This is a genomic window from Thalassospira mesophila, assembly GCF_002115755.1.
GTDB lineage: Bacteria > Pseudomonadota > Alphaproteobacteria > Rhodospirillales > Thalassospiraceae > Thalassospira > Thalassospira mesophila.
In genome coordinates this window covers 19,694-33,949 of the sequence record NZ_JFKA01000008.1, presented here as the reverse complement: position 1 = coordinate 33,949, position 14,256 = coordinate 19,694, and the positions used below count along the sequence as shown (strand labels likewise).

Below are 14,256 nucleotides of genomic sequence, written 5' to 3'. Positions count from 1 at the left end.
GGCCCCCGCCGTAAGCGTTAACGTCAACCAACGCACCTGCCGAACCTGTTCGGGAAGGGTGCGCTTGCCTGTCCGTTTCGCACTCCCCCGCAGACCAACCTGACCATTAACCGGAGTGTTTTACGTGATTATCACATCTTCACGTCCCGACCCTGCCTACCGTTATGTCCTTATCCTGACGGGGGCGCTTTTTTTGTCTTATCTTTCCGTTGCAATGTCCCTTCCCGCTGTGCCGATCCATGTGGTTAACGGCCTTGCCTTAAATAACAGCTTTGGCGGGCTGGCAGTTGGCATTGCCTTTTTATCCACCATTGTCACGCGCAGCCGTGCCGGTGCCAGTGCGGATCGGCTTGGTGGCAAAATTTGCATGCAACGCGGCCTTGTCATCTATGCCGTCGCCGGGGTGATCTGCCTGGTTTCCAGCCTGCCGCAATTATCGGTGGGCGGGGCCTATGCCGTGCTGCTCGTCGGCCGGTTATTGCTGGGTCTGGGCGAAAGCCTGGGCATGGTTGGCATGGTCAGCTGGGCGATTGGCCTGATGGGGCCGCAGCGGTCTGGCAAGGTCATCGCCCTTGTTGGCATGGGCATGTATGGCTCCTTTGCCGCAGGGGGGCCGCTGGGCCTTGCCTTGCTCGAACGTACCGGTTTTTCCGGGCTGATGGTTGTTTGCATCATCCTGCCCTTGATCGGGCTTTTGGCCATTCACTGGCTTCCTGCGGTTCAGCCCCATGCCGGGCAGCGCGAATCATTTTGGAAAATCATCGGCCGCATCTGGCGACCCGGCGTTGTTGTCGGCCTGCAAGGCATTGGCTTTGCCGCACTGGGGGCGTTTTTCTCGCTCTATTTCCTCAGCCGTGGCTGGGCCTATGCCGGGTTGGGGTTAACCTGTTTTGGCGCCGGTTTCGTTATAATGCGCCTGTTTTTCGGCCATCTGCCCGACCGCATTGGCGGCACCCCGGTTGCCATGGCCTCCCTTGCCATCGAGGCGGTCGGTCAATACCTGCTGTGGCTGGCCCCGACCCCGGAACTGGCCTTTTCCGGTGCCTTGCTAACCGGGATCGGCTGTTCAATGGTGTTTCCCGCCATGGGGTCCGAGGTTGTCAAACAGGTCCCACCGCATTTGCGCGGCACCGCCGTTGGTGGCTTTGCCGCCTTTCAGGACCTTGCCTATGGCGCAACGGCACCGGTGGTTGGTCTGCTTGCCGACCGGTCCGGTTATGCCTCGGTTTTCCTGATTGGCGGCCTTGCCGCCACCCTTGGCCTGTGGATGGCCTTTCAGGCCCACCGGTTTGTTCGACAAACGGCGTAGTTGCCGGTTTGCAGGCCCGGCCAAGCTCCTTGCCTGCCACTGCATAACCCGCGCGCGACAACGGCGCCCGACCTGATTATCGAGAATGAATACGCCTCAAATACATGCAGGGCCCGCCACAAAATGGCGGACCCTGCATCATATTATAATCCGGAAAACCCCGATCAAACGTCGAGATTGGCGACTTTCAAGGCGTTGGACTGGATGAACTCACGACGGGGTTCAACCACATCGCCCATCAGGGTCGAAAAGACCTCTTCGGCTTCATCGGCATGTTCGACCTTCACCTGCAACAGCGAACGGACGTTCGGGTCAAGGGTGGTTTCCCACAGCTGATCGGGGTTCATTTCGCCCAGACCTTTGTAACGCTGGAACGAAATACCGCGACGGCCAAATTCCATCACCGCATTGACCAGATCGACCGGGCCGTGAATTTTCCAGGACTTGTCCTTGGCGACGAATTCAGCACCGGCTTCAAAAATCTCGCGCAGTTCTTCAATCAGCCCTGCCAGGGCACGGCTTTCGGCCGAGCGCAAGATATTGGCATCAATCACATAGCGTTCTTCAACGCCGCGCAACATCCGCCATATCATCAACTGATCCAGCGGCGCTTCGCCCTTCCAGCCACGATCGAAATCTTCGGCCAGAACATCAAGATGGGTAGCCAGCGTTTGTGATGCTTCCAGACGTTTCTGGTCATCATCCAGCAAAGCCGGGTTAAGCGCACCGGCCAGAACCGCCTGTTCTAACACCGAAATCGGCAATTTTAGCGCCAAAGGTTCCAAAAACCCCTTGGTCTTGCGGGCCAGATCAACAATACGGATCAAATCGGCCCCGGCATATTGCATGCCACTGGGCAGTTGCAGAACCGCATCTTCGGTGCCCTGTGCGGTCAGATACTGTTCCATCTCGCGGTCACCCTTAAGATACTGAACAGAATTGCCGCGCTTGGCGCGATAAAGTGGCGGCTGGGCAATGTAAAGATACCCGCGTTCGATCATTTCAGGCATCTGACGATAGAAAAAGGTCAACAGCAACGTTCTGATATGCGCACCGTCGACGTCAGCATCGGTCATGATGATGATTTTGTGGTAGCGGATTTTTTCGATATTGAAATCATCGCGGCCAATGCCGGTTCCCAATGCCGTAATCAGGGTGCCGATTTCCTGGCTCGACAACATTTTGTCAAACCGGGCCCGTTCCACGTTAAGAATTTTACCGCGCAATGGCAAAATCGCCTGGAATCCGCGTTCGCGGCCCTGCTTGGCCGACCCGCCAGCGGAGTCCCCTTCCACGATAAACAATTCGGCTTTGCTCGCGTCGCGTTCCTGGCAATCGGCCAGTTTACCCGGCAGCGACGAAATATCGAGCGCACCTTTACGCCGGGTCAGTTCGCGTGCCTTACGCGCGGCTTCGCGCGCCGTTGCGGCTTCAACAACCTTGCCTACAATCTTGCGGGCATCCTGGGGATGTTCTTCCAGCCATTGCGACAACTTGTCATTGACCACACTTTCAACAACCGGGCGCACTTCGGACGATACCAGCTTGTCTTTGGTCTGCGACGAAAATTTCGGGTCCGGCACTTTAACCGACACCACACAGGTCAACCCTTCGCGGGCATCATCGCCCGAAAGCGAGACCTTTTCTTTTTTCGCAATGCCGCTTTCCTGGGCATAACTGTTAATTTGCCGGGTCAGGGCCGCGCGGAAACCAGCCATATGAGTGCCGCCATCGCGCTGGGGAATGTTGTTGGTAAAACACAGCGTGGTTTCGTGATAGCTGTCGTTCCACTGCAGGGCGACTTCAACGGTAATGCCGTCTTTTTCGCCCGAAATCGACACACATTCCTCGATCTGGCGCACTTTGGAACGATCAAGATATTCGACGAATGCCCGAATGCCCCCTTCGTAATGCAATTTGATTTCGGTCGGATCGCTGCTGCGTTCGTCACGCAAGGTCAGGATCACGCCGGAATTCAAAAAGGCCAGTTCGCGCAAACGATGTTCAAGCGTTGGCAGGTTAAATTCGGTCATCGTGAAAATTTCGGCGTCGGGATAGAAAGTAACTTCTGTCCCGGTCAGCGGTTTTCCGTCGTCGGTCAGCGGGGCATCGCCCACAACAGCCATCGGTTTGACGGCGTCGCCATTGGAAAATTCCATGTAATATTCCTTGCCGTTGCGCCAGACGCGCAATTTCAGCAAGGTTGACAGGGCATTCACCACCGAAATACCAACGCCGTGCAAACCACCGGAAACTTTATAGGAATTCTGGTCGAATTTACCGCCGGCGTGAAGATGGGTCATGATGACCTCGGCTGCGGAAACACCTTCTTCCTTATGGATATCGGTCGGAATACCACGGCCATTGTCACGAACGGTTGCCGATCCGTCGCCGTTCAACTGAACCCACACGGTATCGCAATGACCGGCAAGGGCTTCGTCGATGGCGTTATCGACCACTTCGTAAACCATGTGATGCAGACCGGTTCCGTCATCGGTATCCCCGATATACATGCCCGGCCGCTTGCGCACCGCTTCCAGGCCCCGAAGAACCTTGATGGATTCGGCGCCGTATTCCTGCGGATCAATCCCGTCGGCAATCGGAGCTTCTGTTTCGTTGGTCATAGCGTCACAACCTCGGCAGTCACGGATCAAATCATCTCGGGCGACACGCGGGCATCTTCCACCCGGAAGAACTGCGCGCGCCCGATCAGACCATCAAAAAGCGCCCGGTCCGTGCCTGTCATCCAGGCTTGAACTCCAAGCGCCACGATTTCGTCAAACAAGTCACCCCGCCTTTCGGCATCAAGATGGGCAACCACTTCGTCTAGCAACAAAAGCGGACCCGCACCCCGGGCCCGACTTTGCAAACGCGTATTTGCCATCACAATGGACAGCAAAAGCGCCTTTTGTTCACCCGTCGAACATTGTGCGGCGGGCTGGTTTTTGGCTTCGTGCCACACCATAAGGTCGCTTCGTTGCGGCCCGACGGCGGCACCTCCATACATCGCATCGCGTGTGCGCCCGTCGCGCAGGGCAGCACGCATGCGGTCTTCCACTTCAACAGCCGGAAGTTTTTCCAGCCAGTTTTCCAAATCCCCGGCCAGCGCCAGACGCGCTGCCGGAAAAGCCCCGATCGCCATTGTGCCGGCCCGCACCAGGCGTTCGAGCAAATCGGCCCGGGCAACAACCACGGCAATGCCATGGCGCACCATCGAATCTTCAATGGCATTAAGCCATTTATCATCGACCTTCCCGGCCTTAAGCAACTTCGCCCGGCTGCGTAATCCATGTTCAAACGCGGCAACCCGCCCGCTATGATCCGGGTCCAGCCCGTAAACCAGACGGTCTAAAAACCGCCGTCGTGCCGAAGGGCCATCGAGAAACAACCGGTCCATTTGCGGCGTTAACCACACCGCAGCACAGACCCGGCCCAGGGCCGCCTGCCCCCGCTGGGCCTCGCCATCAATTTTAACCGCCCGGCGCTCCCGTCCCTGCCGCAAGGCTTGCGGGTCCAGCCCCGATCCGACCTGATATTGCCCGTCAGGCGTATCAAGCTGCGCGCTGACCGCCCAGGCCCGTAAACTGCCATCGTCTGTCGGCGGCACATTGCGGGCCATTTCGCCCAGCTTGGCCCGGCGCAGGCCGGTTCCAGGGGTCAAAAGCGACAAGGCTTCCAGCAAATTGGTTTTCCCCGCCCCGTTCGGGCCAGTCAAAACCACAGGCCCCGCACCGATATCGAGACGCAGCCGGGCGTAACAGCGAAAATCGCCGAGATCGAGACGGGAAACTGCAAGACGGCTGGTCATCGGCTCACCGTCTTGCAAAAGATGATTATGGGCAAGAAAAGCCACAACAGGAAATCGCAGATCAGACGCGCATCGGCATCAAAACGTACAATGCCGACAAATCATCGGTATCGCGCAGGATCGTCGGCGACTGCCCGTCAGACATCAGAAGGTTCAAAGTGTCCCCCTTGACCTGCTTGGCAATGTCGAGAAGATAACGCGAGTTAAAACCGATTTCGATATCGTCGGAATCATAGTTGATTTCAAGTTCTTCGGTCGCGGTGCCATGCTCGGGGCTGGATGCCGTCAATGTCAGGGTGTTGCCCGACATCACAACCTTTACCGCGCGCGATTTTTCAATCGAGATTGCCGAAACACGGTCCACCGCATCGGCAAACGGTTTGCATTCCAGATCCAGGCTTTTGTCATTGCCCGACGGAATAACCCGTTCGTAATCGGGGAAGGTGCCGTCGATCAGCTTGGAGGTCAGAACGGCCTTGCCAAAACCAAAACGGATTTTGGTATCCGACATGGCGATATCAACCGCTTCGCCGGTTTCATCAATCAGCTTGCGCAATTCGCCCACGGTTTTACGCGGCACAATCACACCAGGCATGTTTTCCGCGCCATCAGGCAGCGGTGCCTCGACTCGTGCCAAACGGTGGCCGTCGGTGGCAACCGCACGCAAAATCTTGGTGCCTTCGGCATCGGCAGCGTGGAAATAAATCCCGTTCAGGTAATAACGGGTTTCCTCGGTCGAAATGGCAAATTCGGCCCGGTCGATCAGGCCGCGCAATTCTGCAGCAGCCAAACCGAAAGTCACCGGCAAATCGCCGCCCGACATTACCGGGAAATCATCAACCGGCAACACAGCCAGGTTAAATTTCGACCGGCCCGCCGACAGGGTCAACCGCCCGGCACCGGGTTCAAGTGCGATTTGCACCTGGGAGCCTTCGGGCAATTTGCGCACAATTTCATACAGCGTATGCGCAGGCGTTGTCGTTGCCCCCGGCTCGGAAACTTCCGCCGTGGTGGTTTCGATTACCTCAAGGTCCATATCGGTTGCGGTCAGCGACAAGGTATTTTCTTCGGCCCGCAGCAGGATATTGGACAGAATCGGAATGGTGTTGCGCCGTTCGACCACACTTTGAACATGTGTGAGAGATTTTAACAGAGCCGCGCGTTCGATGGTCAGCTTCATGCCCGTCCTATCCGTCTGTCTGCAGTTATATAACGAATTGATTTTTATACATTTTTTCGGCTTACCCCCACCCCTTTGGGCCGGGTTGCGCGCATTATAACATGGGAGGCCCAAAATCGAAGGATTTTTACGCTAAAAAGCCAAGCAAATGAACGGAGTCGTTACGCTGGCCCGGCCAAATATCACCCCGCCAGAACGAGGCCCGGTTTTCTGCGGCTTTCAGCATGGGTAACCGACACAAACCGCATCTCCACCCTGTAAAAAAGTTTCGTCCGGCCCTCGTTTTTCGGCCTTGCGCCCGACAATGGGAGCATTCCGCAAAGCGGCGCAAAACAAAAACCGGCAACAAGGTGGGTTAAGCACCGTATCGCCGGTTTATAAAATGCAGCCTTGTTATCAGACCGTCAGGCCATCAGCTTTCCAGCATCCGCCGCAGCAGATCAATATCCTCAGACAGGGACGGATCGGTGGTGTGCAGTTCTTCAACCTTGCGCACCGCGTGCATCACGGTCGTATGATCGCGCCCGCCAAATTTCCGCCCGATTTCCGGCAGGGAATGCGTTGTGAGCTGCTTTGAAAGATACATCGCCACCTGGCGGGGCCGGGCCACAGCCCGCGCCCGACGGGCGGAATGCATGTCTGAGACCTTGATATTGAAATGTTCGGCAACGCGTTTTTGAATTTCTTCAATGGTCACCCGGCGCTCGGATGCGCGCAGCACGTCGTGCAACACGTCTTGCACCATCTCCAGCCCGATCTCGCGGCCAACCAGCTGCGAATGGGCAATAACGCGGTTTAACGCCCCTTCCAGCTCGCGAACGTTGGCGGTAATTTTGTGCGCCAGAAATTCCATCACCCGCTGGGGCAATTCCACGCGCTGGCGTTCGGCTTTCGATTCGAGAATGCCCAAACGCAGCTCATAGGTGGTTGCATGAATATCGGCAACCAGACCAGACCCAAGGCGCGACCGTAACCGTTCTTCGATATCTTCAAGATCAGAGGGCGATTTATCAGCCGAGACAATAATCTGGCGGCCTTGGTCAACCAGCGCATTAAAAGTGTGGAAAAATTCTTCCTGCGTCGAGTCTTTGCCCGAAATGAACTGAACATCATCGACCATCAACACATCGACCGAGCGGAACTGGTCCTTGAAATCGACTGTGTTTTTATCGCGAAGGGCGCGGATAAACCGGTACATGAACTTTTCAGCCGACAGGTAAATCACGGTACGGTGCGGCTGGGTGCGGCGAATATGCCATGCAATGGCGTGCATCAGGTGGGTTTTACCCAAACCGACACCACCATATAAAAACAGCGGATTAAATGGCACCGATTCGGCCTCGGCCAAACGGCGCGCTGCCGCATAGGCAAATTCGTTCGGCTTGCCGATCACGAAATTATCAAAAGTGTAACGTGGATCAAGGGCCGCGCTGATACCATCATCCGCCATCGAGCCAATGGCACCACGGCCCCCGGCAGGGGCGGGAAAAGACGGATGGCCCTGTGAATGCCCAGTGCTCGAAATGCTCGAAGTACCCGCAGACTGGCCCGAGGATTTGCGCGAACCGGCAGAATCGTAATGCCCTGCCTCATAGCGCGACTGACCTGCCTGACTTGCCTGATTTGCCCTGTGGTCATCGCGACCCGGCGCAGACGACGGCTTGGCAGAACCACCGTCATTGCGCGTGTCCTTGCGACCATTACCGGTTTCAACCGGGCCTTCCGGCATGGCCACAACAACTTCGACAAAATGAACATTGGGGTCTTCAGCATGCCAGAAAGACTGAATACGATCGAGATAATGTTGCGACACCCAGTCGCGCATGGCACGGGTTGGCGTGCCAAGGCGCGCCACACCGGCTTCGACCGTAATCAGGGCGACAGGTTCCAGCCAGTAACGATAGGCCGTGGCCCCGAACTCGCCGCGCAGCTTTTCGCGCACGCTTTTCCAGGTTGCCACAATATGATCTTCAAGTGCCGCCTGCTGGTTGCCAGGAGTCTTACCCTCGGAGCTTCCGGCATTAAATTGCGCTCCCCTTACGGCATGCTGCACTTTCAAGACCTTTCCCCGCTGTTGAATAAAATCCTGACGCCAGTCTCCAGTCCCAAGACGATAAAAAGCTTCGCCGCGTTGGTCAAAAACACAACCAACACGCCCGTCTTGCTACAGGAAAATGAAAGCGTACTCGCGCCCTTGTTTTTCTTTCTTCATTACGCGCGATCTGGAATCGCGGTCGAAGTCGGAACACTGTACTGATGCGTCAGGCATCAGGCAAGGCGATCTTTAACAGAACGTTAAAAGGGTTTCGGCCCCAAAACATTCGCAGAATTGCGGGTTTTTTACACCTTCGTAACTAAAGAACGAAAGGTGAATTCCCGGAATTCCGGCAGCGAAAAGGCCGCGCACGAAACGCGGCCTTCGACTCGCCATCCCGAAGGATAAAATTAAAGCGCTTTAATGCGAGCGGTCAAACGCGATACTTTGCGAGCAACGGTGTTTTTATGAAGAACACCCAGTTGCGCGCCACGCGCCATTTCCGGCTCGGCAATTTTCAACGCAGCCAGAGCGGCATCCTTGTCGCCAACCTGCAGCGCGACTTCGACCCGCTTAACGTAGGTACGAATACGGCTGATACGCGCACCGTTAACAACAGCGCGGGCTTCGTTACGGATAATGCGCTTCTTGGCCGATTTATGATGAGCCATTGCGAACCTGTCTCTTAAAACAAAAATGTTACGTAATTCGGAGCGCGGCTTATAGCTCCGTCCCAAGGGGGCGTCAACCCCCGATACCGCCCTAACCCGCGTTTTCCGGTACTTTCTGACTCAACCGCCGGAATCACCGGTTCAACCGGGTCTAGCGATGCTTGAATTCCGGTTTGCGTTTCTCGCCAAACGCTTTCATTCCCTCGGCACGGTCTTCCAGGGCAAAGGTCGAATGAAATTCGCGACGTTCAAACATCAGGCCTTCGGCAAGGGTCATTTCAAACGCCTTATTCACGCTTTCCTTGACCTTCATTGCCACAGGAGCCGAGAAAGACGCAATTTTGTCAGCCAGTTTCATCGCCTCGTCTATCAACGAGTCGGCAGGCACAACACGGGCCACCAGCCCGGAACGTTCGGCTTCCTGCGCATCCATCATGCGCCCGGTCAGGCACATTTCCATCGCCTTGGCCTTGCCAATGGCGCGGGTCAAACGCTGGGTGCCACCGGCGCCGGGAATTGTGCCGATGGTGATTTCGGGCTGGCCAAATTTGGCGGTATCTGCCGCAATCATGATGTCACAGCTCATGGCCAGCTCGCAGCCACCGCCCAGCGCAAACCCGCCAACGGCAGCAATGGTGGGCTTGCGACACGCCGCCATCCGGGTCCATCCCTTGGTGATAAAATCGGATTTATAGACATCCATATAATCGCGATCGATCATTTCCTTGATGTCGGCACCGGCCGCAAAGGCCTTTTCCGACCCGGTAATGACAATGGCCCGAACCGATTCGTCGGATTCGAAATCATCAAGTGCTGCCGCCAAATCAGCGATCAGCGCATCACAAAGGGCGTTCAGCGCCTTGGGACGATTGAGGGTGATCAGGCCGACATTGCCTTTAACTTCGGCAATGATGTTTTCATAGGTCATGGAAAATCCTTTTCAAACTGCGATTTTCTGCCGTTCTGGCAGCTCCACCGCCTGAAACCATAATTGCATACTGTTTTACCGATTTTATCGGCAACAGGCAACAATCCTGCCCGAACCCGCGCCATCAGGCCCCCGCCAAGCTGGGCAAACACTGCGCCCGGTCAATGCTGGCATTTCTCGCAATAAAAGGTGGACCGACCGCCCTGCACCAGCCGTCCGACGGTGGCATCGCATTCCGGGGTGATGCAAGGTTCGCCTTCGCGGCCATAAATACGGAAATTATGCTGAAAATACCCCAGTTCGCCATTGGCCTGGCGATGATCACGCAAGGAAGACCCGCCCGCCTTGATCGCATCTTCCAGAACGTCACGAATTTCACGGTATAAAAGGTCTGTTTCAGCCGCGCTCAGGCTGTTGGCAGCCCGGGCCGGGGCGATTCGCGCACGGAACAAAGCCTCGCACACATATATATTGCCAAGCCCCGCCACCAGCCGCTGATCAAGCAACGTGGTTTTAATCGGGCTTTTGCGTTTTGCCAGCGCTTCGGCCAGCATTTGTGCATTAAACTGATTGCCTAGGGGTTCGGGGCCAATGCCCGCCAGCATCGGCAAGGTTGCCAGGTCATCAACATGGGACAATGCCATCAGGCCAAAACGCCTTGGGTCATTAAACCGGACCAAAACGCCGGTTTCCATAACAAAGTCGACATGGTCATGTTTGCCTGCATCGGGAAGCATGCCGTCACCGGCGGCCGGTTCAATCACCGTCATGCGCCCCGACATGCCAAGATGGATCAGCAAAACCTGCCCGTCATCAAGATAAGCGACAACATATTTGGCGCGCCGGGTAAGCTGGTTGATCCGGCGACCGGTCAAACGCGCAACAAAATCGTCGGGAAACGGGATGCGCAAATTGGGGCGACGCTGCACAACAGAGGCCAGCACATGCCCTTCCATAACCGGGGCCAGTCCCCGGCAAACTGTTTCCACTTCTGGCAATTCGGGCATTTCGACCTCGTTACAGTGATCAGGGCAATCAGTATCTAGTGTGACCGGGCATTTTTGGCAAACGATGCGGTAAAACAGCCCCCCATTGTCATGGTGACAAAGAAGGAATGGCGGAAAGCCCAGAACTGCCTATGATGCCTGCGTTTTTCAATCTATCGCACAGAATATCGGAACATTCGCATGGAATTTGGCGTCGATCTGCTTTTGATCCTGTTTGGCGTGGCACTGGTTGCCGGCTTTGTCGACTCCATCGCGGGGGGCGGCGGGCTCATATGCATTCCCGCCCTGTTATGGGCGGGTATTACCCCGACCCAGGCCCTGGCAACCAACAAACTGCAAAGCAGTTGCGGCAGTTTTTCCGCCTCGATCAATTTCATGCGGCGCGGGCTGGTTAATCCGGGTGACATGATACTGGCCATTATCCTGACCTTGCTGGGCTCGGTCCTGGGCACCACCTTGATCCAGATGATCGATCCCGGCATCCTTATGACATTGCTGCCGGGCCTGCTCATTGCCATTGCCCTTTATTTCCTGTTTTCCCCGCGTGCCAGCGACATTGATGCGCACCAGAAAATCAGCAAAATCCTGTTTGCCTTTACCGCCGGTTTTGGCATCGGCTTTTACGACGGCTTTTTTGGCCCCGGCACCGGGTCATTCTTTTCCATCGCCTTTGTCGCGCTGCTGGGCTTCAATTTGACCAAGGCCACCGCCCATACCAAGGTTTTAAACTTTGTTGCCAATGTCGCGTCCCTTGCCACCTTTATTGTCGGCGGCGAAGTGGTGTGGGAAATTGGCCTTGCCATGGCCGTGGGCCAGGTTATTGGCGCGACGCTTGGATCACACATGGTGATGAAGGTTGGCGCCAAACTGATAAGGCCGCTTCTGGTCTTTGTCTCGATCGCCATCTCGATCAAACTGATTATCGAACAATATGGCGATATGATCGGGGCCTATTGGCACAGCCTTGCAACGGCCTTTGCCTGATTATGCCCCCGCCAGCAAACAGCAAAACGGCCCGCACACATAAAGCGCGGGCCGTTTTTGGTGGTACTGATTGCCGGAAAAATACGATTAACCGGCTTACGCCCCCATCGGCGTTTCAGCCCCGATTGCGGTTTTACGTTCCAGCACATAAGACAGAACAGCAACCGCCAGCCCGGCAACCGCAATGATCGCGCCGATCCACGGGATTTGCGCATAGCTTACACCCGCAGTAATCGCCAAGCCGCCCAACCACGCCCCGGCGGCATTGCCAAGATTGAACGCCCCCTGATTAAGGGTGGATGCCAGGTTCGGTGCCCCGGTTGCCTCGTTCACCACCCGAATTTGCAACGGCGACACCAGGGCAAACATCACCACCCCCCAGATAAAGATCGACACAATCGCTGGCCAAACCTGATAAATCGTTTCGGTCAGCGTCATCAAGACCAGCACAAGGGCGATGAAAGTGACGATAATGGCGGGCATTAAACGCCAGTCGCCCAAACGGCCACCAACGAAGTTCCCCACCGTCAAACCAACGCCAAACAGCAACAGAACCAGTGTGACATTTTGCGCCGAAACGCCGGTTACCTGGGTGAGAATCGGGGTGATATAGGTAAAGACGCTAAACAGGCTGGCCGATGCCAGAACACTTAACGACATTGCCAGAATAACCTGCACCTTGCCCAGCGCACGGGCCTCGGCCAAAAGGCTGCTACCTTCAGCCTTTATGTTACGCGGGACAAAGATATAAAGAGCAGCAAAGGCAACCATGCCAATGGCCACCACCGCCCAGAAGGTGGAGCGCCAGCCAAAGGCCTGCCCCAACGCGGTGCCAAATGGCACGCCCAAAACATTGGCCAATGTCAGACCGGAAAACATCAGGGCCACGGCCTGTACCCGTTTATGGGGTGCAACCAACCCGGCAGCCACGACAGAGCCCAACCCAAAAAACGCCCCATGGCCCAACGCGGTAATTACGCGCGCGACCATCAACAAGGCATAGTTGGGCGCAATGGCACATAATGTGTTGCCGACCAGAAACAACAACACCAAAAACAGCAACACCCGCCTGCGTTCCATTTTTGCCGTGGCAATGGCCAAAAATGGCGAACCAAAGGTAACGCCCAACGCATAGCCGGTCACCAAAAGCCCGGCACTGGGGATGCTGACTCCCAGATCGGCGGCCACATCGGGCAAAAGCCCCATAATGACAAATTCGGTCGTGCCGATGCCAAACGAGGCCATCGCCAATGCCAAAATCGGCAGGCGGGCAAAAAATCCCTGGCGGAACTCAGTTGATGACATCGAACACCCAATACATTGCCGACTAAACCGGCTGAAAACCAAAAAGGCGGTGCCGCGCAAATTGCGGGCACCGCACATTCAGAAAACCTCTGAACCGATTCAAAATTGCCTGCAAAGAGTGCTGCGAACTATCGCTTTCTATGCATAGAATCTATGCGCGTTTGGCAAATATCAAAATCCGGCCGGCCGATGGATCAATTCCCGGCCCTGTTTACCTGCTTTAAGGCAACCGGCACCGCGCTTATTCAGGATACGCGCCGCAAACATACTGATCATAATCAATGATCGCCCCGGTCATCACACCCGATTCGGCAGTCAATAAATACGCCGCCAGCCCGGCCACTTCATCGGGTTTCACCAGTTTGCCAAACGGTTGGGCGGCTTCGGCCTTTGCCAGCCAGTCATCCCCCGCCCCGTGATAACGACGCTGAATGGCATCTTCGCCCGGTGTATCCATCCAGCCGCACGCAATACCGTTAAATCGCAAATGTTTGCTTCGCAACGCCTGGGCCGCATTTTTGGTCAGCGTGGCAAGGGCTGCCTTGGATGCGGCATAGGGTGCCAAAAACGACTGTCCGCAATATTGCGACATACTTAGAATATTGACACACGATGCCGCGTAGTCACCGGCAATGGCATGATTGGCAAAGGCCTGCATGGCAAAAAACGGCCCACGCGCGTTAATTGCCATCATGTCATCAAACTGGGCCGGGGTGGCGTCACACAACGATCCGCGTTCGGTTGATGCCCCGGCATTTAACAGAACATTCACCCGCCCCATGCGCTTTACTGCCCCGTCAATCAGCCCGATACAGGCGTCAGGGTTGGCAAGGTCGGTTGCGACAAAGGCCACATCGGCACCATTAAGGGCAGCAAGGTTTTGGGCGGCTTCTTCGCCGCGTTGCGGGTTGCGCCCGGCAATCACCATTTTGGTGCAGCCTTCTGCGATCAGACGTTTACCCACGGCAAAGCCCAACCCCTGTGTGCCACCAATAATAACCGCACAGCTTTGTTCATGACGTTTCATGC

General features: G+C 56.0%; 11 protein-coding genes. 2 read left to right on the top strand and 9 right to left on the bottom strand.

Features of this window, described 5'->3' with window-relative positions; all coding sequences use genetic code 11:
- The first annotated feature begins 115 nt into the window (after nucleotides 1-115).
- Complete coding sequence (locus TMES_RS16010) at nucleotides 116-1,309, top strand: arabinose transporter (protein ID WP_342746318.1); 1,194 nt, start codon at nucleotides 116-118, stop codon at nucleotides 1,307-1,309.
- Between the two features lie 164 nt (nucleotides 1,310-1,473).
- On the opposite strand, the gene gyrB is transcribed toward TMES_RS16010, so the two are convergent.
- From gyrB to mutM, 7 genes are all read right to left on the bottom strand, one after another.
- Nucleotides 1,474-3,933, bottom strand: coding sequence for a DNA topoisomerase (ATP-hydrolyzing) subunit B (gene gyrB, locus TMES_RS16005; RefSeq protein WP_085584359.1), 2,460 nt, complete (start codon nucleotides 3,931-3,933; stop codon nucleotides 1,474-1,476).
- A 26-nt stretch (nucleotides 3,934-3,959) separates the two neighbouring features.
- Nucleotides 3,960-5,117: a DNA replication/repair protein RecF gene (gene recF, locus TMES_RS16000; RefSeq protein ID WP_085584357.1), complete on the bottom strand. Its 1,158-nt coding sequence runs from the start codon at nucleotides 5,115-5,117 to the stop codon at nucleotides 3,960-3,962.
- Nucleotides 5,118-5,178: 61 nt separating this feature from the next.
- Complete coding sequence (dnaN, locus tag TMES_RS15995) at nucleotides 5,179-6,297, bottom strand: DNA polymerase III subunit beta (RefSeq protein WP_085584355.1); 1,119 nt, start codon at nucleotides 6,295-6,297, stop codon at nucleotides 5,179-5,181.
- Nucleotides 6,298-6,709: 412 nt separating this feature from the next.
- On the bottom strand, nucleotides 6,710-8,350 hold the full coding sequence (gene dnaA, locus TMES_RS15990; RefSeq protein ID WP_085584353.1) for a chromosomal replication initiator protein DnaA: 1,641 nt from the start codon (nucleotides 8,348-8,350) through the stop codon (nucleotides 6,710-6,712).
- Between the two features lie 392 nt (nucleotides 8,351-8,742).
- Nucleotides 8,743-9,003: a 30S ribosomal protein S20 gene (gene rpsT / locus TMES_RS15980; RefSeq protein WP_085584349.1), complete on the bottom strand. Its 261-nt coding sequence runs from the start codon at nucleotides 9,001-9,003 to the stop codon at nucleotides 8,743-8,745.
- Between the two features lie 151 nt (nucleotides 9,004-9,154).
- On the bottom strand, nucleotides 9,155-9,931 hold the full coding sequence (locus TMES_RS15975) for an enoyl-CoA hydratase (protein WP_085584347.1): 777 nt from the start codon (nucleotides 9,929-9,931) through the stop codon (nucleotides 9,155-9,157).
- 161 nt (nucleotides 9,932-10,092) lie between these two features.
- Entirely contained in the window at nucleotides 10,093-10,938 is an 846-nt protein-coding gene (mutM, locus tag TMES_RS15970; RefSeq protein WP_085584345.1) for a bifunctional DNA-formamidopyrimidine glycosylase/DNA-(apurinic or apyrimidinic site) lyase, read from the bottom strand.
- Between the two features lie 180 nt (nucleotides 10,939-11,118).
- On the opposite strand from mutM, the gene TMES_RS15965 reads away from it, so the two are divergent.
- Nucleotides 11,119-11,922, top strand: coding sequence for a TSUP family transporter (locus TMES_RS15965; RefSeq protein WP_085584343.1), 804 nt, complete (start codon nucleotides 11,119-11,121; stop codon nucleotides 11,920-11,922).
- A gap of 96 nt (nucleotides 11,923-12,018) precedes the next feature.
- Here TMES_RS15965 and TMES_RS15960 read toward each other — a convergent pair whose 3' ends face one another.
- Nucleotides 12,019-13,227: an MFS transporter gene (locus TMES_RS15960; RefSeq protein WP_085584572.1), complete on the bottom strand. Its 1,209-nt coding sequence runs from the start codon at nucleotides 13,225-13,227 to the stop codon at nucleotides 12,019-12,021.
- 241 nt (nucleotides 13,228-13,468) lie between these two features.
- Complete coding sequence (locus tag TMES_RS15955; protein WP_085584341.1) at nucleotides 13,469-14,254, bottom strand: SDR family oxidoreductase; 786 nt, start codon at nucleotides 14,252-14,254, stop codon at nucleotides 13,469-13,471.
- Nucleotides 14,255-14,256: the final 2 nt, after the last annotated feature.

Excerpts from the sequence above, each read along its gene's own strand:
- TMES_RS15975 (WP_085584347.1), bottom strand. The coding sequence starts at position 9,931 with ATGACCTATGAAAACATCATTGCCGAAGTTAAAGGCAATGTCGGCCTG.
- TMES_RS15960 (WP_085584572.1), bottom strand. The coding sequence starts at position 13,227 with ATGTCATCAACTGAGTTCCGCCAGGGATTTTTTGCCCGCCTGCCGATT.
- recF (WP_085584357.1), bottom strand. The coding sequence starts at position 5,117 with ATGACCAGCCGTCTTGCAGTTTCCCGTCTCGATCTCGGCGATTTTCGC.
- gyrB (WP_085584359.1), bottom strand. The coding sequence starts at position 3,933 with ATGACCAACGAAACAGAAGCTCCGATTGCCGACGGGATTGATCCGCAG.
- mutM (WP_085584345.1), bottom strand. The coding sequence starts at position 10,938 with ATGCCCGAATTGCCAGAAGTGGAAACAGTTTGCCGGGGACTGGCCCCG.
- rpsT (WP_085584349.1), bottom strand. The coding sequence starts at position 9,003 with ATGGCTCATCATAAATCGGCCAAGAAGCGCATTATCCGTAACGAAGCC.
- dnaN (WP_085584355.1), bottom strand. The coding sequence starts at position 6,297 with ATGAAGCTGACCATCGAACGCGCGGCTCTGTTAAAATCTCTCACACAT.
- TMES_RS15965 (WP_085584343.1), top strand. The coding sequence starts at position 11,119 with ATGGAATTTGGCGTCGATCTGCTTTTGATCCTGTTTGGCGTGGCACTG.
- TMES_RS15955 (WP_085584341.1), bottom strand. The coding sequence starts at position 14,254 with ATGAAACGTCATGAACAAAGCTGTGCGGTTATTATTGGTGGCACACAG.